A 20,537-nucleotide genomic window follows, 5' to 3' on the forward strand; every position below is an offset into this window, starting at 1 on the left:
ACGTCGGAGGTCGATACCACATTGCCCGGATATGCTGCACTTTGTGATCACGCCCCAACGGCTGCGACGCCGTCCTCCTGACCACGGCCGCCCGTGGGAATCTGCGCTGCTGTCGCCAGTGATCCTGACCGCCTTCATCGCCGGCCTGGCGTTCGCCACACCGAGAGAGGTCGCCTTCAGCCGCCTCCTGCCCGCCGCCCCCGCCCTCGCCGCCTCCATCTGGCCCGTGCTCCCCACTGCCCTGCTGGGGGCGTTCTGTCTTGTGATCATGATCGGCCTCGACCTCGTCTACGCCGACCTGGGAACGGCGTACACAGCGGCTGCGATCGTCGCGGTCACGGCGGCGGCCGCATACTCGAGCCACGTCCGAATCCAGCGGGAGGAGGCGCTCTTGCACGTCCGGCTCGTCGCCGACACAGCCCAGAAGGTGTTGCTGCGCCCCCTGCCACGCAGCATCGGGGGCGTCGAGATCGAGTCGCTCTATCTCGCGGCCCAGGCGCAGGCCCGGATCGGCGGCGACTTCTACGAGGCGGCCGATACACGGTACGGGGTCCGGCTGCTCATCGGCGACGTACGCGGCAAGGGCCTGTCCGCGGTGGGAGCGGCCTCGGCGGTGGTCAGCTCCTTCAGGGAGGCCGCCTACGACGAGCCCGACCTGAGAGGCATCATCCATCGCCTGGAGACCAGCTCCGCCCGCCACAGCGCCGCGTTCCCCGCCCAGGACCTGCCGGAGCGTTTCGCCACCGCCCTTCTCGCCGAGATCCCACACGGCGCCGACCACCTCAGGCTCCTCAACTGCGGGCACCCCCCGCCGCTGCTCATGCACCACGGCGAGATCCGTGTCCTGGACCCCTCCACACCCTCGCCACCCCTCAACCTCGCAACGCTTCTCGGTCACCACTACAGCATCGAAACCGTCGCCTTCGCCCCGGGCGACCAGCTGCTGCTCTACACCGACGGCGTCACGGAAACCCGGGACCGCACCGGCGAGTTCTTCCCGCTGCCGGACTGGATGCGGCGGCAAGGCCCAGAACCGCCCCGCGAATTACTCGCCCGGCTTCACCGGGATCTCCTCCACTACAGCAACGGCAAGCTCAACGACGACATCTCGGCACTCGCCGTACGCTGCTCGAACACCCCCGCCACCGAAGACGTCGCTCACCCCGCCTAAGGGCTGTCGGCCCGAGCCTGCGTGGCAGGCTGCCCGCTGTGGGTGGCTCGACCCCGATCAAGCGGCTCTGACTCAGGGCGAATTGGATGTACGAGCGCGGCAGTCGGTCCAGGCTCTCGCGCGGCCCGGAGACCGCGGCGAGCGCCCGCGCCGTGCCGGCCCTGCGTTGCCCTCGCGTTCGCCGGTACTCACAGCAGGATCCGGAGCGGGTGTTCGAGCACGTCCACGAACGCCTTCATCCACTCGGCCGCAGTGGCGCCGTCCACCGACCGGTGGTCGACGGCGAGGGTCAGACGCAGAACGGACGCAATGGTGACCGCACCCTCCTCGACGACCGCCTCCTGCCGCACCGCACCGACGGCCAGGATCGCGGCCTGTGGCGGGTTGATGATCGCTGCGAACTCCTCGGTCCCGTACATACCGAGGTTCGTGATCGAGATCGTGCCGCCCTCCAGTTCGTCCTGCCGGAGCCGGCGCTCCTTCGCGCGGGCGATCAGGTCCTTCGTCGCCGTGGCAACGCCGCTCATCGACAGCGAGTCCACGCCGCGGATCACCGGGGTGACCAAACCGCCGTCGGTGGCGACGGCCACGGCGATGTCGACGTCCGAGAAGTGCCGGATCGAGGTGTCGTTCCACTGCACGTTCATCGCGGGAATGCCCACGTGCGCGGACGCGATCGCCTTGACGAGCAGGTCGTTGATCGACACCTTCACGCCATGGCCGGCGTTGATCTGTTGCCGCAATTCAAGCAATGCGTCGACGCGTGCGCTGCCGCGTAGATAGAAGTGCGGCGTGTTCTGCTTGCTCTCCGTCAGCCGGCGAGCGATGGCCCCCCGCATCCGCGTGTTGGGCACGTCAACAAATCGCGAATCGACCGCCGAAGTCCCGACTCTCTGGATCTCTGCCCCGGCGTTCACCGGCAAAATCTCCTCCGGCTCCGCCGACCTGACGACAGCTGCTTCGACGTCGGACCGCCGGATTCGTCCGTGCGGGCCACTCCCGACCACAGCGTTCAGGTCGACTCCGAGCTCGCGCGCGAGACGTCGCGCCAACGGGCTGGCGAAGATGCGCTCACTCTGGTCCCGCGCCGCCTCGGTGGGCGCCGGAGCGGCCGTGCCTGCTGGCGTCGCCGGCTCTGCCGGCTCTGCCGGCGCTGACGCCGAGGCGCTGGAAGCCGTCACCGGCGCTTCTCCGGTACCCAGCGAAGCCACCAGGGCGTCCACCTCGGACGCCGACTCGTCCGGTGCCCCCCAGACTGCGATCGGTGTACCCACCGCCACTGTCGTGCCCGCATCCACCAGGAGGCGCAGGAGTACACCGTCGCTCTCGGCTTCCACGTCGACCGCGGCTTTCTCGGTCTCCACCGTGACGATCGGATCGCCCGCCGCATAACGGGTGTTCACGCCGACGTTCCAGGATTCCAGGATCGCCTCTGTGATGTTGGCGGCGACCTCGGGCATGCGCAGAATCTCAGCCATTGTTCTGCCCCTGAGAGATCTCGCGGAGCTTGGCGACGACTTCCTCCGTGGAAGCGAATGCGGCACGCTCCAGCACCTTGCTGATGCTCGGCGACGCCTCGCCACCCGTCACGCGCTCGATCGGGGCGTCGAGCCAGTCGAACAGCCGACGCTGGATCTCGTCCGCGAGCCAGCCGCCGTAGGAGGTGCCGAGTGCGCCCTGCTCGGCGATGAGCACGTTGTTGGTCTTCATCACCGATTGGGTGATCGTGTCCCAGTCCAGGCTGGCCCGGTCCAGCCAGCGCAGGTCGATGACCTCGGCGTCCACTCCCGTCTGTTCGACGGCGGCCAGGACGGCCGGCGTCATCGCCAGATAGGTGAGGATGGTCAGAGCCGCGCCCTCACGGCGTACGGCGGCCTTGCCGACCGGAAGGTAGTGGTCATAGTTCTCGGGCAGTCCGGGACCGGTCGAGTTGTACAGATCCACGTGCTCGAGAACGACGACCGGGTCATCGCAGGCCAAGGCCGTGTTCATCAGGCCGACGTAGTCGAACGGCGTCGACGGAGCGACGATTCGCCATCCCGGTGCCGTCGCGAGGATGCCGGCCGGGTCCATCGAGTGCTGTGATCCGTAGCCGGTACCGGTGGCGACCTTGCTGCGCAGGACGAACGGCACCGTGCCCTCACCTCCAAACATGTGGCGGGCCTTTCCGATCTGGTTGAACAGCTGGTCTGCCGCCACCCACATGAAGTCGGCGTACATGAACTCGATGATCGGGCGGAACCGGCCGTCCAGAGCCAGTCCGCCGCCGAGGCCGGCGAACGCGTTCTCCGAAATCGGGGTCCCGATCACGCGGTCGGGGAACGCCTCACTCAGGCCACGGGTGGCCCCATTGGTGCCGCCGTTGAGCCGGTGCACGTCCTCCCCCATCACCACCACGCGAGGATCGGTCTCCAGGCGGCGTCCCAGCACACCGGCGACAACGCCGACGAACTTGACATCGGTCAGACCGTCAGCGAAGTCCTCGGCGTCGGTGAACTCGATCTCGGCCAGCTCCGACAGGTCGCCCCGGACGCCTTCGTCGACGAACGCCGGGTCTGGCCACTCCGAGGGCACGATGCGTCGCTCACCCGGCTTGCCGCCCGGCCGCGGCTCCAGGAGGACGTCGCCGAGTTCGGACATCAGATCCTTGGCGCGCTTGATCGTCTCCGAAACCGCCTTCTTGCTGAGGATTCTGCGTCGCACCAGGTGTCCCACCATGGTGTCGATCGGGTCGCGAGCGCGCCACTGCGCTTCCTCTTCCTTGGTGCGATACCGGAACGCCGAGCCGGGAAAGGGACCGTTCTGGTGGAAGTAGCGGTACACATCGGCTTCGATCATCGTCGGACCGTCGCCGCGACGCATGTGTGCGAGGGCCTGCTGCGTCACGAGGTACACGGCCAGCGGATCCATGCCGTCGACCTTCCAGCTCCGGATGCCGAAGCCCGGACCGCGGCCGGACAGCCGTGGCTCGGCGGTGACTTCGGAGACGTGGGTGGAGACGGCGTACAGGTTGTTCTCGACGAAGAAGCACAAGGGCAGCGACCACGCCGCCGCCAGATTGAGGCTCTCCAGCGTGGATCCGATGTTGATCGCGCCGTCGCCGAAGAACGTGAAGGCCACCGCGTCAGTGCCGGTCTTCTTGTGGGCCCACGCGGATCCGGCCGCGAGCGGTACTCCGCCACCGACGATCGCGTTGGTCCCGATGGCACCGGCCTCGTGCCACTGGAGGTGCATACTGCCGCCTCGACCGTGGCTGAAGCCCCGGTCCAGTCCGCATATTTCGCGCAGGCTGCGCAGGAGCACGGCCCGCACATCCTCAGGGAACGGCTCAGTCGGGTCGATGCCCTTCGGATGCAGATGGGCGAGCACCTTGGCGAGGAACTGGTGATGGCCACGATGCGACCCGTTCACGGTGTCCTCCGACGTCAGGGCGAAGCACGCACCGACCGCGCCGCCCTCCTGGCCGATGCTGGAGTGCGCGGGGCCGTGGATGAGCCCATCCGCGGCGAGCTCCAGGACGTACTCCTCGAAGGTCCGGATCAGCACCAGTTGGCTGAACATGCCCGTCAGGAGGTCCGGAGCCGCGGCGTTCCAGTCGTCCTGGGTGACGACGAATTCCGACCACGCGGCCTTCGCTTCGAGTGTGTGTTCCACAGGCATCGGGAGCCCCCTTCAATCGACCGGAGTGCACCGACCTTGCCATATGATTGGATCCAATTGCAAGCCCTGCTCGACTTATGGCGCCATCACCGCCATCATCGTAGGGACTTTTGGATCCAAAGGAGGAAGACCATGGCTCTACCTGGCCTCATGCGCCTAGATCACATCGGATTCACGGTGCCGGACCTGGACCAGGCGCACGCGTGGCTCGTGGACGTCCTGGGTTGTGAGTACCTGTACTCGCTCGGCCCGTTCAGCTCGGCAGACGACTGGATGGCGGAGCACCTGAACGTGGACGCGCGCACCGTCATGCGTCAACTGCGCTTCTACCGGTGCGGCGAGCAGGCCGTGTTCGAGGTCTTCGAGTACCGAGCGGATGTGCAGCAGACGTCTGTCCCGCACAACAGTGACGTCGGCGGCCACCATGTCGCGCTGTACGTCGAAGACCTGGACGACGCCGTGTCGTTCCTGAGGGCGAGGGACGTACCCGTGCTGGGCGACCCGACCGTCAGCGCCGGACCGTCAGAGGGACAGCGGTGGGTCTACTTCCTCTCACCATGGGGAATGCAGTTCGAGCTGGTGTCCTATCCTGACGGCAAGGCCTTCGACCGTGACCCGTCAAAGTTCAGAGGTGACCGCTCTTGACTCCTTCGCACGCTCGCGATCCGCGCGGATCGGACAGTGTCAGGAGTCAGCGCATCGCCGGCATCCTCCGCGACGAGATCCTCGCCGGCGATCTGACGCCCGGCACCTGGTTGCGCCAGGACGAACTCGCGGCGCGCCTCGGCACGAGCCGGATCCCGGTCCGCGAAGCGCTGCGGATTCTGGAGTCCGACGGCCTCACCGAGTCGTTCCCCAACCGTGGGTCGCGTGTTCCCATCCTCAGCCTCGAGGACGTGAACACGTACTACCGGATGCGCGAGCGACTCGAGCCGCTGACTCTGACCGAGAGTCTCCCCCATCTCACCGATCACCATCTCGCCCACCTGGAGCACATCCAGGACGAGATCGAGAACCAGAGCGACGTCAATCGGTTCCTTCTTCTGGACCGCGACTTCCACATGACGACCTACGCGGGCTGCCCCAGCGACCACCTGCTGGCCATCACGGAGCGGCTCTGGAACACCACCCAGCACTATCGCCGTGCGTTCATGGTGCTCGCGGACCCTGACCGGGCCACGATCGTCAACGCCGAACACCGGCTGATCCTCGACGCCGTGCGGCGCCGTGATCCTGATGACGGTGAGCGGTACCTCACGGGGCACATCCGCCGCACCAGGGTCGAACTCACGGCTCACCCCGAGCTCTTCGTCGAAAAGCGATGACGCGCGCAGGAACTCACTACGGCGCCACCACGAGCGCCATGGAGCAGCTGACCTGAACGTGGGCCCTCGAACTTGCCGCGGAGGGCGTGCGGGTGAACACGGTTGCCCGGGCCCACGCCGACCGACGCCATAGTCACGGTCTGCCTCGACAAGCAGGCCGGCGACGAGATGCCGGTCAATGAGGCGCAGTGCATTCCCACGGGACGTCTCGGCACCCCGCAGGTGGTTGCTCAGGCGTCTTCACCCGGTCCGTGGCACGCGTCCCGGCCGTGCGACAAAGCGAGACGGTTGGCCGACACGCTGTCACCCAACGGGGGTACGCCGACGGTGGCTTACCGACGAGCGCCGAGATCATTACCGGAGTTTCGAAAGATGTCCGGTGCAGCCTGAGCCTCACTCGCCTATCACAAAACACTGTTCTGCCACACGGTTGGTCGCGCCGTCGTCGTACCGCGATCGAACGAGAGCGCAGGAAACGGTTCGGCCGGACCGATTCCGCGTACGTGCCTCACGTGCCTACACATCTGGCCAGGCACGTGACCTGCGTCAACCAGCCGTAAGGGTAGCTGTCGATACCTCAAGGCGTGTCGGCGTACGCGACGGCGAAGACAGCGAGCGCCATCGTGCCGTGGCCGAGGAGGATGACGGCGGCGAGGTGCCCGGCGCCCAGAATGTATCCAACTAGGTACGACCGGAGAGTGTCAACGCCCTGTTTTTACTGGCGCACCATCACCGAGGACCTTACAATGTATCCAATCAATACTCATTGGATGTCCACGCCACGAGGAGAACGCCGTGCCTATCGCTACCGTTAATCCCGCCACCGGTGAGCTCATCGAAGAGTTCGCTCCACTCACGAAGGAGCAGGTCAACCAGCGGCTGACGCGAGCAGAGGCCGCGGTCACGATGCTCCAGGCAACCGACTACGACTCTCGCGCCCGGTGGATGCGGGTGGCCGCAGACCTGGTCGAGGCCGAGGCAGCCCAGACGGCGCAAAGGCTCACCATCGAGATGGGTAAGCCGATCGCGCAGGCCCGCGGAGAGGTCCTCAAGTGCGCACACGCGATGCGGTTCTATGCCGACAACGCCGAAAGCCTGTTGGCCGACCAGCCGCTCGCTGACCCGAGCACGGTCAGAGCTTCGGCTGCCTACACGTCCTACGAGCCTCTCGGCGTCGTTCTTGCCGTGATGCCGTGGAACTTTCCTATGTGGCAGGTGATCCGCTTCGCTGCACCTGCGCTGATGGCCGGTAACGTCGGCCTGCTGAAGCATGCCTCGAACGTGCCGCAGACCGCGATGTACCTCGACAACCTCTTCGCACGAGCGGGCTTCCCCGTCGGGTCGTTCCAGACGCTCCTCATCGGAGCAGCCGACGTCGAAGCAGTTGTCCGCGACCGGCGCGTCGCCGCCGTGACACTGACCGGTTCCGAGCCGGCCGGGCGGTCGATCGCAGCCATCGCGGGCTCTGAGGTGAAGAAGGCGGTGCTGGAGCTCGGTGGGTCCGACCCGTTCATTGTGCTGCCTTCCGCCGATGTTCGCGCGGCCGCCCGAACCGCCGTGACCGCTCGAACGATGAACAACGGCCAGACCTGCATCGCGGCCAAGCGGTTCATTGTCCACACAGAGGTATACGAGGAGTTCGTCGAGGCCTTTGTCGCGGGCACAAAGGCGCTGACCATCGGCGACCCGCTCGACGAGGAAACCGAGATAGGACCGATCGCAACCGAGTCCGGTCGACGCGAGCTCGCCGGCCAGGTCGACGACGCCGTCGCGAAGGGTGCCGTCCTGCGGTGCGGTGGGTCGGCTGTCGGTACCAAGGGGTGGTTCTTCGAGCCTGCGGTGCTGGAGGAGGTCACCTCCGAGATGCGGCTGTACCGGGAGGAGGCTTTCGGTCCGGTAGCCGTGGTTTACCGGGTCGACGACATCGAGCAGGCCTCGGCGCTCGCCAACGACACGACCTTCGGGCTCAGCTCGTCGGTGTGGACCACCGACCCGGACGAGGAGCGGTTCCTGATCAACCGCCTCGAGGTCGGTGCCATCTTCGTCAACGGCATGAGCGTCTCCTACCCCGAACTGCCTTTCGGCGGCGTGAAGGACTCCGGTATCGGCCGCGAGCTCGCCGCGGAAGGCATCCGGGAGTTCTGCAACCTCAAGACGATCTGGAAGAGCTGATGGGAAGCGTCGGTTTCCTCGGACTGGGCGCCATGGGCTCTGTCCTCGCCCGTCGGCTCCTCGGGCACGGTCACGACGTCGTGGACTGGAACCGTTCCCCCGCGCCGCTCGCCGGCGGCCGGCATCAAGGTGTTGTCCTCGCGAACCGGGAGTGGGTTGCCGACCAGCTGTCGTAGTCGTGACAGCGCGCTGCTCATGCCGGGCTGGCTGATCCCCACCCGGCGCGCCGCACGCGTGACGTTGCGCTACATGAGCAACGCACCGACGCGACCAGCTGATTCAAGTCGACGTTGCTGAGGTTCATCGGTGGCGGTCACTTGACGCGTTGCTGCCGGCCCGCACTTCGAACCGACCTGCGGCGGCACCAACCGTTGACGCCGACCGGGCCCCCATGCCGGGGCGCCTGGCGTTGGCTGCAAGCGTCCTCAGGAGCATTCCGGCGGTATCAGCAACTGGTCAGCCCGACCATCGGCAACCATGTCCCGTAACCAGTCACCTTGCACCGCATCATGTAGCCGGTGGTCGAGATCGAAAGTCAGTCCTCGCACCTGGTCGTCGGTGGCGCAGGGCTTCCAAGTGAAGGGTTGCGAGATGCAGAATCTTCGCGGGCTTCCTCCCGAACCGACTTGCGGGCTTCGCCGGCGTGACGCGAAGGGACTGGTGTCGGCCGGGCGCCGGCTGCGAGTCACGTAAAGCGTGTGATGTCACTTAACAGATTGAAGCGTAGCTGTCACACAGCGGCCGGGACGACCTGTCTCGCATGAACCGATGACCTCTGCCAACGAAGAACGGGGAAGGTTGTGCGAGTGCCGCATCTGTGCCCATTCGGCGGCGAGTATCGCGGGGGTGGCTCCGAAGGCAGTGCGCCGCTGTGTCGCTGCTCATGACGAGAGTCGGCCGGCGACCGGGCCGGTGCGGCGGCCCCGAATCATCGATCCGCATCCGGCGAAGGTCGAGGAGTGCGTGGAGGGGCCGCAGCGCCGGGTCCGTACCGACGTGATTCATGAGCGGTTGCGGAGCGTGGGCACCAAGGAGATCATCCGTCCGCCCACGGGGAAGCCGATGGTCCGTTGACATCTGCGCGCCTGTCTGCGGTGTGCGACTACACTGAACACGCATGGAGCGCTTCTGCGGAAGCGCCGACGGCATGACCGACGGAGGTGGCGTGAGCACCGCAGAGGCCAGATCGACATCGCAGTCTGCTGCAGCCGCTGACCTGATCGGACCGGCAGTCCGTGCGGCTCGAGAGGCTCAGGGCATATCGCTGCGGGAACTCGCTCGCAGGGTCGGCGTTTCACCTAGTTTCGTATCTCAACTGGAGCGAAACAAGGCAAATGCGAGCGTGAGTACGCTGTACTCGCTCGTCGATGCTCTCGGCCTTTCCCTGGACCAGTTGATGGCGAAGGAGCCGACGGCGACGGGCGAGACCAACGCCGCCACCAACGAGACGAAGGCGCCGAACGCGGCCCTTCTCGACCGAGTGCAAGGCCACGGCCGCGACGTGCGCGTGGCGCAATGGCCCGCGGTGGAGGCGCCCATGCAACCGGCGAGCACGCGGGCGCGGATCGGGTTTCCCGGAGTGGTCTGGGAGCGCCTCACTCAGGCGTCGGATCCCGTCGTCGACTTCCTGCACGTCGAGTACGAGCCCGGCAGTTCTTCGTGCGCTCCCGACAACATGATGCGCCACGGAGGCCGGGAGTATGGGTACGTGATCGCGGGACGTATCGCCGTGCAGATCGGATTCGATCGCTACGAACTCTCCCCTGGGGACGCCGTCACGTTCGACTCGATGACACCTCATCGCCTGAGCAACCCTTTTGACGAGCCTTGTCGAGCCGTCTGGGTAGTCGTGGGACGCAGTAGCGACGAACGCGGACGCGAAGTACCTACGCCACCGGCAGACGTCACCCATCTACCGTCATTGCCGGCATAAACACATACTTGCGACGCGTTTTGCAGCGTCGCCGACCCAATTTTCTCAGGGTCGTGTTCATGCGCGGAACAGACGTATGGCCCTCGTCGCGATGCCGCTGATATGCAAAACCTCATACGCGGCGTGCGACGAGTTCAACCGGGCACGGGTGCGCGCCGATCATGTCTCCGACGCTTGGCGTCCCGGAAGACACAGCTCAGGGTGGCCGGCGGCATCACGATCTGCCAATCGGTGGGTCTGGCTGGTCCTCGCCGCCTGCACCCAACTCCGCCTCGCCCGGCCCCTCGCCGAAGACCTGAGTAGGCCCTGGGAGCAGCCACTGACATCGGGTCAACTCACGCCCAGCCGGGTCCACCGTGGCTATCCCCGCATCCACAAGGCGGTGGGCACTCCAGAGCAGCAGCCTTGAAGGTCAAGCTGAGCCGAACCGGCCCGGCGACGACTGCTGAGACCGGACCCCGGCCTTGGATCATCCCGAAATGTCAGAGATGGTCACCGAAGGTCTGCGTTGAAGTCTACGGTCGGGTTGCTGCGGAGACCCAGGAATTGCCCGCCGGTACGGAGCGAGGGGCGGAGCGACACGTCGGGCCGCTCGTGTAACGCGCCGCCGGTGTGCGGTCAGTCGGTGGGCTCAGGGGCGATGTTCTTGTTGAAGCGGAGCAAGTTGTGAGGGTCCCAGGCGGCCTTGATCGAACGCAGCCGCTGGTGCTTGGCCTCGCTGCCGTGCACTCCGCGCCGCCACTCTTCGCCCAGGTCGTCGGTGAGGTTGGCGTAGCCGTTCGTCAGTGCGAGCGGCCGCATCGCCTCGGTGAGGGTCGTCGCCCACTCGTCGTACTGTGCGTCGCACTCGGGTGCGTCCCACTTGCTGATGGCTTCCCACAGCCAGGCGGCTCCCTCACGGGAGAAGGCCATGGCGTCCTCGTCGACATCCTCGGAGATCGCGCCGCCCATGAACGAGAGGTTGATCGAGTAGAGGGCACCGGGGTTCGACGGCACGGCGGCGACGTTCTCCAGCAGCACGTCGACGGCGTCGGCGGACAGTGTCGGCAGGTACCCACCACGCAGGTTCATGCGCATGCCATAGGGGGCAACGGCGTCGAGCATGCTGTTCGCCTGGACCCACGTGGTCTTCGTGACCAGGTTGGCAAGCGGTTGGCCGAGCGCGGCGAGCGGCTCGACGACCTCATGTGCCGTGGCAGGCTCCCCGGTGTAGACCACGACGAGAATCAGCGCCGGCTTCCCGTGCACCTCCTCGGGCAGCACCGGCAGAGGGGGAGCAGGAGCGATCGCGACCAGCAGGCCCAGCTCCCGCGGGGCTGTGGCCAGGTGCGCCGAAAGCTTGCCGAGGACGTCGGCGGCCTGGTCGAAGGGGAAGATCAGCTGTCCTGCAACGACGTCGGGCCCGACCGGGTGCGCGCGGTACTCGAGCGAGGTGACGACCCCGAAGTTGCCGCCCCCGCCGCGCAGCGCCCAGAACAGCTCGGAGTTCTCGGTCTCGTCGGCGCGGACCTTGCGGCCGTCCACGGTGATCATGTCGCAGGCCAGCACATTGTCGACGGTGGCGCCGTAGCGGCGCATCAGGTAGCCGATGCCGCCGCCCAGGGTCAGCCCGGCGACACCGGTGCTGCTGACCGTCCCGGCGGGTACGGCCAGGCCGTGCTGCTGTGCGGCGGCGTCCATCTCGCCGAGCTTGACGCCCGGTTGGGCCCGCACCACCCGGGTCTCCGGGTCGACGGTGACCGCCCGCATCGCCGAGAGATCAATGACCAACGCGCCACCGGGCATCGCGTAGCCGTCGGAACCATGCCCGCCGCTGCGCACGGCCACCGGGACGGCGTGTGCGGAGGCGTAGCGCAGGACGGTCGCGACGTCCTCCTCATCGGCGCACTGCGCGATCAGCGCGGGGCCCTCGTCGGCGGCACGGCCCTGGTACAGCGCACGCGCCGCGTCGTACTGGTCGTCGCCGGGTCGCAGCACCGCGCCGCGGAAGTCGGTGGGGAAGTCGGAGTGGGTGCGGGATTCTGTCGACACGCTCATGGGGGGACCTTCTGTGTTAGGGACGCACAAGGCGAACTGGAATTCACGGACAGTTGCCGGCGCCTTCGGCAAGACTCGTGTCAGAGGACTCGGAGGATGTCGTCGACGCGCTCCTGGGCGTCGCCGAAGAGCATGGCGGAGTTCTCGCGGTACAAGAGCGGGTTCTGGACGCCGGCGTACCCGGAGGCCATGGAGCGTTTGAAGACGATGACGTTCTCGGCGTTCCAGACCTGAAGGACGGATGTCGGCCTTGCTGCGTCGCGATGCGTCACTACTGCGTCCTCGCCCAGGCCCTGCGTCGAGGACGGTAAGCTCGGCGACCTCACCGTCCTCGACGCGCTTGGCGGAGGTGACCAGCACGGCGTCTCCGAGCCGCAGGTGGCTGTCGCCTGTCGAGATCGTCCTGGACGAGGACGATGCTGGTGGCGAGTTGGATGTGGGCCGCACGACCAGGTCGCGGTGGTCAGGCGTACCGCAAGGATCAGCGCACGTCACCCCCGACAACACTCCGAAGAGTTCAGTGGTCGAAAAGCTCGATGAAACGTGGCAGCGACGCGTCGAACGCGTCGTCGTATGACATCGATGCGAACTCGTAGAGGGAGCGACGGCCAGGGGCACCTGCGCCAGCCGCCCTCAGTGCGTTATTGAGCCACTCCTGGGCGACCACAGCTGCTCGGCCGGCCTCAACCACGGCCTGCACGAGACCGACCTCGCGGGCCCTCTCGGCGGTGAACGGCTCGCCGGAACCTATGTTCTCCATCGCCAGGCGCGGCCCGAGCCGATGAATGATGGGCACTTGCGCGATCATCGGCCACATCCCGGCGCCGACCTCCACCGCGCCGATTCGCGCACTGTCCACTGCGACAGCGAAGTCGCAGGCCGCGACGAACGAGGCGCCCCCGGCGAGCGCGTCGCCGTTGACGGCAGCCGCGACAGACAAACCCAGACGAGGGAAAATCCGGAGGGTCTCCATCAACGCCTCGCCGAACAGAGCTGGGTCAGCACCCGCTTTGATGGAAGCGATGTCGAGACCGCCACAGAAGGTCTCACCTGCGCCGGTGAGCAGGACGGCGCGGATGTCCGGGTTGTCGTCACACTCCTGCAGCCGGACGCGGATGTCGGTGAGGATGCCTGGGTTCAGCAGGTTCCGCTCGCCATTGTGAATGGTCAAGACGCTGATAGCACCGACCACTTCTTGCTCTACGCCGCCGCTCCAGACGCTGTCCACGCTATTCATCATCTGAGTCCTCTCACTTCGTTGCGGTCTGTTTGTCGAAAACGGCGCGTCCGATTCCTGGCATGTCGGCCTTGCTGCGTCGCGATGCGTCACTACTGCGTCCTCGCCCAGGCATCAGAGGACTCGGAGGATGTCTTCGACGCGGTCCTTGGCGTCGCCGAAGAGCATGGCGGAGTTCTCGCGGTAGAAGAGCGGGTTCTGGACGCCGGCGTACCCGGAGGCCATGGAGCGTTTGAAGACGATGACGTTCTCGGCGTTCCAGACCTGGAGGACGGGCATGCCGGCGATGGGTGAGCCTGGGTCCTCGGTGGCGGCGGGGTTGACGGTGTCGTTGGCGCCGATGACGAGGACGACAGCGGTGTGGTCGAAGTCCTCGTTGATCTCGTCCATCTCCAGCACAATGTCGTAGGGGACCTTGGCCTCGGCGAGCAGGACGTTCATGTGCCCCGGCAGCCGGCCCGCGACCGGGTGGATGCCGAAGCGCACCTTGACGTCCCGGTCCCTGAGTTTGCGGGTCAGCTCGGCGACGCCGTGCTGGGCCTGGGCCACGGCCATGCCGTAGCCGGGAGTGATGATCACCGAGTCCGCCGACCCGAGGAGCTCGGCGACGCCATCGGCGGTGATCTCGCGGTGCTCGCCGTAGTCCTTGTCGTCGGCCGGGCCGGCCTCGATGCCGAACCCGCCGGCGATCACGGAGATGAAGGACCGGTTCATCGCCTTGCACATGACGGCGGACAGGTAGGCACCCGAGGAGCCGACCAGGGCGCCGGTGATGATCAGCAGGTCGTTCTCCAGCAGGAACCCCGACGCCGCAGCCGCCCAGCCGGAGTACGAGTTCAGCATCGACACCACAACCGGCATGTCACCGCCGCCGATCGAGGCGACCAGGTGCCAACCCAGAGCCAGCGCGACGACCGTGACCGCGGCCAGCAGCCACAGCGACGGGTCGATCACGAACCACGTGGTCAGCACCGCGAACGCGGCCAGGGCACCGAGGTTGAGGTAGTTCTTGCCGGGTAGCATCAGCGGGGACGACTTGATCCGTGCCGAGAGCTTGAGGAAAGCCACGATCGAGCCGGTGAAGGTGACCGCGCCGATGAAGACGCCGATGAACACCTCGGCGGAATGGATCCCGAGCAGCTCCTGAGCCTCCAGCACCTTGACCTCGGCACTGACCGGGCCGTCCAGGTTGGCCTCGACGTGGAGGTAGCCGTTCCAGCCCACCAGCACCGCGGCCAGACCCACGAAGGAGTGCAGCAAGGCGATCAGTTCGGGCATCCCGGTCATCTCCACCACCCGCGCCCGCCACAGCCCGATCGCGGCACCGACCGCCATGGCGCCGATCACCAGCGCCAGACCGACTCCGGAGATGTGATGGTTGATCGCCAGCGCAATCGTCGCGGCCAAGGCCACCGCCATGCCGCCGATGCCATAGGTCTTGCCGGCCTTGGCGGTCTCGTGATGGGACAGTCCGGCCAGCGCCAGGATGAAAAGCAAGGCCGCGACGATGTAGGCAGCCGCCGCGGCGGTCTCAACAGTCATCAGATCAGACATGACAGGGCCCTTCAGCTTCTCGAGAACATGGAAAGCATCCGGCGGGTCACCGCGAAGCCACCGAAGATGTTGACCGAGGCCAGCAGGATCGCGATCGTCGACAGCACGGTGACCACCACGCCGTTCGGGGTCTCACCGTGCCCGATCTGCAGCAGGGCGCCGACCACGATGATTCCCGAGATCGCGTTGGTCACGCTCATCAGAGGCGTGTGCAGGGCGTGGTGCACGTGCCCGATCACGTAGTAGCCGATCACGATCGCCAGCGCGAACACCGTCAGGTGTCCCAGCAGCGCCGACGGGGACAGGGCCGCGAGCAGGAACAACACCGCGGCGCCGACCCCGACCTCTGCGTACCGCCGCTGGGTCGACACCGGCAGCCCGGCCTGGGAGCCGGCCAGCTTCACCGCAGGGGGTGCGGAGGGGGGAGCGACTGCTGGACCGGCGGACACCTGGACCGGCGGCGGAGGCCAGGTCGACTCGCCGTCGCGCACCACGGTCATCGACCGCTGCACCACGTCGTCGAAGTCCAGCACCAGCTGGCCGTCCTTGCGCGGGGTCATCAGCTTCATCAGGTTGACCAGGTTGGTGCCGTACAGCTGGGACGCCTGCGCGGGCAACCGACCGGGCAGGTCGGTGTAGCCGATGATCGTCACACCGTTGGCCGTGACCACCGCCTCGCCCCTGACCGTGCCCTCGACGTTGCCGCCGTTCGCGGCAGCCATGTCCACGATCACGCTGCCCGACCTCATCGACGCCACCATCTCCGCGGTGATCAGCGTCGGCGCCGGCCGGCCCGGAATGAGCGCCGTCGTGATCACGATGTCCATCTCCGGCATCCGGTCTGCGTACAGGTGGGCCGCGCGGGTGTTGTAGTCCTGCGACATCTCCTTGGCATAACCCGTCGCCGACACCTCCACCTCGCCGACATCCCCGGCCTCGACCGAGAGGAACTCGCCACCCAGCGACCTGACCTGGTCGGCAACCTCCGGCCGCGGGTCGGTGGCGTACACGATGGCACCCAGGCTTCCCGCCGCACCGATCGCGGCCAGACCCGCCACTCCCGCACCACAGACCAGCACCTTGGCCGGCGGCACCTTGCCCGCAGCCGTCACCTGACCGGTGAAGAACCGGCCGAAGACATGAGCGGCCTCCACCACCGCCCGATAGCCCGCGATGTTCGCCATCGACGACAGCACGTCCAACGACTGCGCCCGCGAGATACGCGGCACCGCATCCATCGCCAACGCCGTGATCGGCCGCTTCGCCAGGTCCTCCACCAGCGCAGGGTTCAACGCCGGGCTCATGATGCCCACGACCGTCGTACCCGGCTTCAACCCGTCCAACTGCTCCGACGAGGGAGCGTTCACCCCGAGCACGACGTCTGCTGCCAGCGGGTCACCGATCCTCGCACCGGCCCCGACATATGTCTCGTCCGGGAAGCTCGACAACGCACCCGCACCCGGCTCCACCACGACGTCGTACCCCAGCTTCACCAGCTGGACCACCGTCGCAGGAGTCGCGGCAACGCGCGTCTCGCCGCGACGGGTTTCGCTCACGATTCCGATCAGCATTCCCAAAACTCCAGGGTGTCGATGTTGCAGAGCACTCGGCGGATACCCACGTACGCAAACCAGGAGCGCCATCCAAGGCAAGTGCGGACCTTGGATGGCGTCTGCCTGGGGGCCTGCGATCAGGCGACGGGCTTCGACAGCCCGCCGTCGACACGCAGCACCTGACCGGTCACGTAGGAGGCGTCGTCGGACGCCAGGAACGCCGCCGCGGCGCCGATTTCGGCGGTCTCGGCCCAGCGGTCGAGGCGAATGCCAAGCCCCTTAGCCATGCCGGCCCGAACCTCTTCGGCGCTCTTGCCCTGCTGCTTGGCCATGGCCTCGGTCTTGGTGAGCCAGCCCTCGGTCTTCGTCATTCCGGGGGAGATCGCGTTGACCCGGATGTTGCTGGGAGCCGCCTCGGACGCCAGGTAGCTCGTGAGCGCGACCACGCCCGCATTCACGATGGCCGTAGGACCGGTGTTGGGAATCAGCGCGTGCGCGGTCGCACCGACAACATTGACGATGCTGCCGCTGCCAGTCCGGCTCAAGAACGGGAGAGCGGCCTGCGAGACGCGAATGAACCCGATCAGCTTCGTGTCGAAGGCCGACGCGATGACCTTCTCGTCAGCCTTGTCCAGGGAGGTCGGGGCGAGCTGCGGACCTGCGTTGTTCACGAGGATGTCGAGGCCACCCTGCCACGCGTGCACCTCTGCCAGCGCGCTGTTGACGGACTCCGTGTCGGTGACGTCCGCGACGACGGGGAGCACGTCCTCCGCGCTGAATCCAGCGGTGAGACGACCGGCCGCAGCCTTGACGGCCGCCTCGTCCCTGGCTGCGATCGCCACCTTGGCGCCACGCTCGAGCAGCGCCTGTGCGATAGCGAAGCCCAGGCCTCGACTACCACCGGTCACGAAAGCCGTGCGGCCCTCCAAGTTCCAACCTGCAGCCATGTTCAGTTCCTCCAGTTAGCGGTTCAGACTTTCTCCAGAGAGAGAATCTGAGCGCTGAGCCCACTGCAAGCGCGGTTAACGCAGGGTTCACACGCGGACTGCCGGACCACCTCGCACTTTCCCAACGGCTAACGGTCCGAGGCGCACACTGGCCTGCGCTCACCCTGCTCTGCGGGTGAAGAAGGGATGGGTGATGGAGGTCTTCAGCCTCGAGCTGCCTCAGGGGAAACGGGGCGCCTGTGGTCGCCGCCGCACCGGCGGAGCGCACTCGCACGCCAAAGTCGCGATCGGGACCTTCGACGGTGTTCACCTCGGTCACCGTCAGGTCCTCCACGGGTGCGACACAGTGCTCACATTCGACCCTCACCCGATGCAGGTGCTTGAGCCACGCCAAGTGCCGAGCCTGCTCAGCGATCGCCGACGGAAGCTCCACAAGCTTGGCGCCTTGGGGATCCGGCGCGTGGCGATCGTTCCGTTCGACCAAGCCTGGTCGCAGGTCTCTGCCGAAGACTTCGTCGAAGGCATCGTTGTCGACCGGCTCGGTGCGGAGTTCGTCAGTGTCGGCCAGGGATTTCGATTCGGCGCCCGGGGCGCCGGGACGACAACCACTTTCGATCAGTGCCCCGAGCTGAGCACCCGGGTCGTCCCGCTCGTCACGCGGGGCCCTGCCGGTGAGCCGATCTCATCGACGCGCATCCGCCGGCTGATCTTCGACGGCGACGTCGAGGTGGCTGCTGACCTACTGGGAGCCTTCCTCGTCCTTCCAGCAGTCGTTGGAGATGAGGGCCAGCTACTGATCTCGTCCGAGTTCGCGCGCCCCGCCCCCGGGTTCTATCTCGGGTACGTCGACAGTCACCCTTGCGCGCTTCGAGTGTGTCAGGACCGCACGGTCGCAGTCATGGGCACAGCGCGGACCGGCACCCATGTCGAGGTGACGTTCGTTGAGCGAACCTCATAGGCCGAGCCGAGACGAGCTCCAACCGGAGCCCGCAGGGGGCCGAGAAGTAGACCCAGGTCTGACCTGCGCGTGGCCCTGTCGTGTGCACCGTGGGTTCACCCATGATCTGGACGCCGTGCGCGACGAGGTGAGCAAGGGCGACCTCGAAGTCGTAGGTACAAAGGGCAAGTTGGATCCCGTCGACATCGCTGTTGCGGGGTTGGACCCTCACCTGATCCGGATCGGTGTACTGGACGAGCTCGAGGTTGAGGCCGACTCTGCAGTCCCCCACTTGTACGTGAACGAGAGCAACGAGTCGGCGAGCGGCCTGCGGCATGTGGCCGCCGGCGGCGGGTGCGTCGGGAACGGAGGCCCGATCCCCACCTGGCGCCCCACTGACGCCCAGCAAGCAGGCCGCTCGTAACGACCTCGCTGCCCGCCAGGAGTTGACGTCGCCCATCCTTCGGATGTTAAGTGACACTTAACGCACAGGCGTCATACCGAGTGCAGGCGGCGCGCGTGCGGCTCCATTACCCGCGACTCCGCTTGGCAAAGGACTTGTAATGGCGATTCCGACGTTTGGACCGAACGCGGTCGACTGGGAGACCCGCGTCGACATGAGCAGGCTCCGCGACGAGCGGCTGGCTCGTCTCCGCGAGTCGTTGGAGAAGTCCGACGTCGGCGCCGTCCTGGCCTTCGACTTCGCCAACATCCGCTACATGACGTCGACCCACATCGGCACATGGGCAGTCGACAAGATGATCCGGTTCTCTCTGCTGGTCAGGGGAGGCGAGCCGATCGTCTGGGACTTCGGTTCAGCCGCCAAGCACCACCAGCTGTACAACCCGTGGTTGGACTACTCCAAAGCCCACTCGGATGGTGATCCGCACGGAGCCCACCACGGAGCCGATGCCCGCAACCCGAGCGGCGCTCGCGCCGGCATCTCGACGTTGCGCGGCGCCATCAACCCTCTGGTCGGGATGGGCGACTCCGTCGCCCAGAAGATCAAGCGCGAGCTCGAACTCTATGGGCTCCTGGACGAGCCGCTTGGCGTCGACGTCATCGAGCTCCCGGTCCTGATGGCCCTGCAGAACGCGGGCATCACGGTGGTCGACGGCCAGCAGGTGTTCCTGGAGGCCCGCCGCATCAAGACACGTGACGAGATCCACCTGCTCACCCATGCTTGCTCGATGGTCGACGCTGCCTACGAGAACCTCTACGAGTTCCTCCGGCCGGGTGTGCGCGAGAACGAGTGCGTGGGTGTGGTGGCCAAGACTCTCTACGACCTCGGCTCGGAGTTCGTCGAAGGCGTCAATGCGATCTCCGGGGAGCGGTGTGCACCACACCCCCACGTCTTCTCGGACCGCATCGTGCGGCCCGGGGATCCGGCGTTCTTCGACATTCTGCACAGCTACAACGGCTATCGCACCTGCTACTACCGCACGTTCGCTGTCGGTAGTGCCTCTTCCGCTCAACGCGACGCCTACACACGGTGCCGTGAGTACATGGACGAAGCGATCAGCCTGGTCCGCCCCGGAGCCACAACGGCCGACATCGTGTCTGTGTGGCCAACGGCGCAGGAGTTCGGGTTCCCCGACGAGGAAGCGGCCTTCGCGCTTCAGTACGGCCATGGCGTCGGGCTGTCGATCTGGGAGAAGCCGGTGTTCTCCAGACTGGTGTCCCTCGAGCACCCCGAGGTGATCGAAGAGGGCATGGTGTTCGCGCTGGAGACCTACTGGCCGTCAAAGGACGGCTGGGGCGCGGCCCGGATCGAGGAGGAGCTCGTGGTGACCGCGGATGGGTGCGAGGTGATCACGAAGTTCCCCGCAGAGGAGCTTCTCGTCGCCGGCCAGCGTTACTTCACCGTCTCGGGACCGTTGTCGACCGAGCGCGACTCGCAGTCGCATCTGAACACGGTTGCCGGGACCCAGTCCAGCCACCGCAACGACTCTGCCGGCCTCTGACCGGAAGGCTGTCCCAAGCCCGTTGGTCCACGTGGACGCGGGCCGCC

Annotated in this window: 17 protein-coding genes and 2 pseudogenes; 10 read left to right on the plus strand and 9 right to left on the minus strand. The window is 66.6% G+C overall.

From position 1 onward, the window contains the following. Positions 1-43: 43 nt before the first annotated feature. The gene (locus ABZV38_RS05775; RefSeq protein WP_356324910.1) at positions 44-1,171 is read left to right on the plus strand and encodes a PP2C family protein-serine/threonine phosphatase; all 1,128 of its coding nucleotides are present in this window, start codon (positions 44-46) and stop codon (positions 1,169-1,171) included. Positions 1,172-1,359: 188 nt separating this feature from the next. Here ABZV38_RS05775 and ABZV38_RS05780 read toward each other — a convergent pair whose 3' ends face one another. After that, entirely contained in the window at positions 1,360-2,631 is a 1,272-nt protein-coding gene (locus ABZV38_RS05780; RefSeq protein ID WP_356324912.1) for a dihydrolipoamide acetyltransferase family protein, read from the minus strand. Positions 2,632-2,641: 10 nt separating this feature from the next. Beyond that, the gene (locus ABZV38_RS05785; RefSeq protein ID WP_356324914.1) at positions 2,642-4,831 is read right to left on the minus strand and encodes a thiamine pyrophosphate-dependent enzyme; all 2,190 of its coding nucleotides are present in this window, start codon (positions 4,829-4,831) and stop codon (positions 2,642-2,644) included. Positions 4,832-4,963: 132 nt separating this feature from the next. Here ABZV38_RS05785 and ABZV38_RS05790 point away from each other — a divergent pair, with 132 nt between their 5' ends. The 7 genes and pseudogenes from ABZV38_RS05790 to ABZV38_RS05820 form a co-directional block, all read left to right on the plus strand. Continuing rightward, a complete protein-coding gene (locus ABZV38_RS05790) occupies positions 4,964-5,476 on the plus strand; it encodes a VOC family protein (protein WP_356324916.1) in 513 nt (170 codons plus the stop codon). Further along, positions 5,473-6,156: a GntR family transcriptional regulator gene (locus ABZV38_RS05795; RefSeq protein WP_356324919.1), complete on the plus strand. Its 684-nt coding sequence runs from the start codon at positions 5,473-5,475 to the stop codon at positions 6,154-6,156. The genes ABZV38_RS05790 and ABZV38_RS05795 overlap by 4 nt, the downstream gene beginning before the upstream one ends. Positions 6,157-6,951: 795 nt before the next feature. Next, the gene (locus ABZV38_RS05800; RefSeq protein WP_356324921.1) at positions 6,952-8,328 is read left to right on the plus strand and encodes an NADP-dependent succinic semialdehyde dehydrogenase; all 1,377 of its coding nucleotides are present in this window, start codon (positions 6,952-6,954) and stop codon (positions 8,326-8,328) included. After that, a complete protein-coding gene (locus ABZV38_RS05805) occupies positions 8,328-8,504 on the plus strand; it encodes an NAD(P)-binding domain-containing protein (RefSeq protein WP_356324923.1) in 177 nt (58 codons plus the stop codon). The genes ABZV38_RS05800 and ABZV38_RS05805 overlap by 1 nt, the downstream gene beginning before the upstream one ends. Positions 8,505-9,174: 670 nt before the next feature. Continuing rightward, positions 9,175-9,402, plus strand: coding sequence for a hypothetical protein (locus tag ABZV38_RS05810; protein WP_356324925.1), 228 nt, complete (start codon positions 9,175-9,177; stop codon positions 9,400-9,402). 43 nt (positions 9,403-9,445) lie between these two features. Next, positions 9,446-10,261 carry a cupin domain-containing protein gene (locus tag ABZV38_RS05815; protein WP_356324928.1) on the plus strand — a complete coding sequence of 272 codons (816 nt, stop codon included), beginning with the start codon at positions 9,446-9,448 and terminating at the stop codon, positions 10,259-10,261. Between the two features lie 220 nt (positions 10,262-10,481). Next, positions 10,482-10,625 (plus strand): annotated as a pseudogene (locus ABZV38_RS05820) (transposase); the annotation flags it as partial. 254 nt (positions 10,626-10,879) lie between these two features. Here the strand turns inward: ABZV38_RS05820 and ABZV38_RS05825 are convergent. The 6 genes and pseudogenes from ABZV38_RS05825 to ABZV38_RS05850 all read right to left on the minus strand — a co-directional run bounded on the left by ABZV38_RS05825 (position 10,880) and on the right by ABZV38_RS05850 (position 17,571). Next, positions 10,880-12,298, minus strand: coding sequence for an FAD-binding oxidoreductase (locus ABZV38_RS05825; RefSeq protein WP_356324930.1), 1,419 nt, complete (start codon positions 12,296-12,298; stop codon positions 10,880-10,882). Between the two features lie 80 nt (positions 12,299-12,378). Then, positions 12,379-12,537: pseudogene (locus tag ABZV38_RS05830) on the minus strand (NAD(P)(+) transhydrogenase (Re/Si-specific) subunit beta); the annotation flags it as partial. Positions 12,538-12,815: 278 nt separating this feature from the next. After that, positions 12,816-13,526 (minus strand): enoyl-CoA hydratase/isomerase family protein, encoded by a 711-nt coding sequence (locus ABZV38_RS05835; RefSeq protein ID WP_356324932.1) that lies wholly within the window; start codon positions 13,524-13,526, stop codon positions 12,816-12,818. A gap of 123 nt (positions 13,527-13,649) precedes the next feature. Beyond that, positions 13,650-15,077, minus strand: a complete 1,428-nt coding sequence (gene pntB, locus ABZV38_RS05840) for a Re/Si-specific NAD(P)(+) transhydrogenase subunit beta (RefSeq protein WP_356324935.1) — start codon at positions 15,075-15,077, stop codon at positions 13,650-13,652. 23 nt (positions 15,078-15,100) lie between these two features. Beyond that, positions 15,101-16,660 carry a Re/Si-specific NAD(P)(+) transhydrogenase subunit alpha gene (locus tag ABZV38_RS05845; protein WP_356324937.1) on the minus strand — a complete coding sequence of 520 codons (1,560 nt, stop codon included), beginning with the start codon at positions 16,658-16,660 and terminating at the stop codon, positions 15,101-15,103. Positions 16,661-16,779: 119 nt separating this feature from the next. Next, positions 16,780-17,571: an SDR family oxidoreductase gene (locus ABZV38_RS05850; protein WP_356324939.1), complete on the minus strand. Its 792-nt coding sequence runs from the start codon at positions 17,569-17,571 to the stop codon at positions 16,780-16,782. A 211-nt stretch (positions 17,572-17,782) separates the two neighbouring features. Here ABZV38_RS05850 and ABZV38_RS05855 point away from each other — a divergent pair, with 211 nt between their 5' ends. Then, positions 17,783-18,547, plus strand: coding sequence for an FAD synthetase family protein (locus ABZV38_RS05855; RefSeq protein WP_356324941.1), 765 nt, complete (start codon positions 17,783-17,785; stop codon positions 18,545-18,547). Here ABZV38_RS05855 and ABZV38_RS05860 read toward each other — a convergent pair. After that, a complete protein-coding gene (locus ABZV38_RS05860; RefSeq protein ID WP_356324944.1) occupies positions 18,486-18,986 on the minus strand; it encodes a VOC family protein in 501 nt (166 codons plus the stop codon). The two genes, ABZV38_RS05855 and ABZV38_RS05860, sit on opposite strands and share 62 nt — an antisense overlap. A gap of 103 nt (positions 18,987-19,089) precedes the next feature. Between ABZV38_RS05860 and ABZV38_RS05865 the strand changes: the two genes are divergently transcribed. Next, positions 19,090-20,490: a Xaa-Pro peptidase family protein gene (locus tag ABZV38_RS05865; protein WP_356324946.1), complete on the plus strand. Its 1,401-nt coding sequence runs from the start codon at positions 19,090-19,092 to the stop codon at positions 20,488-20,490. Positions 20,491-20,537 lie beyond the last annotated feature (47 nt).

The sequence above is a fragment of the Streptomyces sp. NPDC005181 genome (assembly GCF_040608395.1).
GTDB lineage: Bacteria > Actinomycetota > Actinomycetes > Streptomycetales > Streptomycetaceae > Streptomyces.

What these genes read in the sequence shown, in the direction of transcription:
- ABZV38_RS05780 (WP_356324912.1), bottom strand. Translation starts at nt 2,631, where the DNA reads ATGCCCGAGGTCGCCGCCAACATCACAGAGGCGATCCTGGAATCCTGG.
- ABZV38_RS05785 (WP_356324914.1), bottom strand. Translation starts at nt 4,831, where the DNA reads ATGCCTGTGGAACACACACTCGAAGCGAAGGCCGCGTGGTCGGAATTC.
- ABZV38_RS05790 (WP_356324916.1), top strand. Translation starts at nt 4,964, where the DNA reads ATGGCTCTACCTGGCCTCATGCGCCTAGATCACATCGGATTCACGGTG.
- ABZV38_RS05805 (WP_356324923.1), top strand. Translation starts at nt 8,328, where the DNA reads ATGGGAAGCGTCGGTTTCCTCGGACTGGGCGCCATGGGCTCTGTCCTC.
- ABZV38_RS05815 (WP_356324928.1), top strand. Translation starts at nt 9,446, where the DNA reads ATGGAGCGCTTCTGCGGAAGCGCCGACGGCATGACCGACGGAGGTGGC.
- ABZV38_RS05825 (WP_356324930.1), bottom strand. Translation starts at nt 12,298, where the DNA reads ATGAGCGTGTCGACAGAATCCCGCACCCACTCCGACTTCCCCACCGAC.
- pntB (WP_356324935.1), bottom strand. Translation starts at nt 15,077, where the DNA reads ATGACTGTTGAGACCGCCGCGGCGGCTGCCTACATCGTCGCGGCCTTG.
- ABZV38_RS05845 (WP_356324937.1), bottom strand. Translation starts at nt 16,660, where the DNA reads ATGCTGATCGGAATCGTGAGCGAAACCCGTCGCGGCGAGACGCGCGTT.
- ABZV38_RS05855 (WP_356324941.1), top strand. Translation starts at nt 17,783, where the DNA reads ATGGAGGTCTTCAGCCTCGAGCTGCCTCAGGGGAAACGGGGCGCCTGT.
- ABZV38_RS05860 (WP_356324944.1), bottom strand. Translation starts at nt 18,986, where the DNA reads ATGGGCGACGTCAACTCCTGGCGGGCAGCGAGGTCGTTACGAGCGGCC.
- ABZV38_RS05865 (WP_356324946.1), top strand. Translation starts at nt 19,090, where the DNA reads ATGGCGATTCCGACGTTTGGACCGAACGCGGTCGACTGGGAGACCCGC.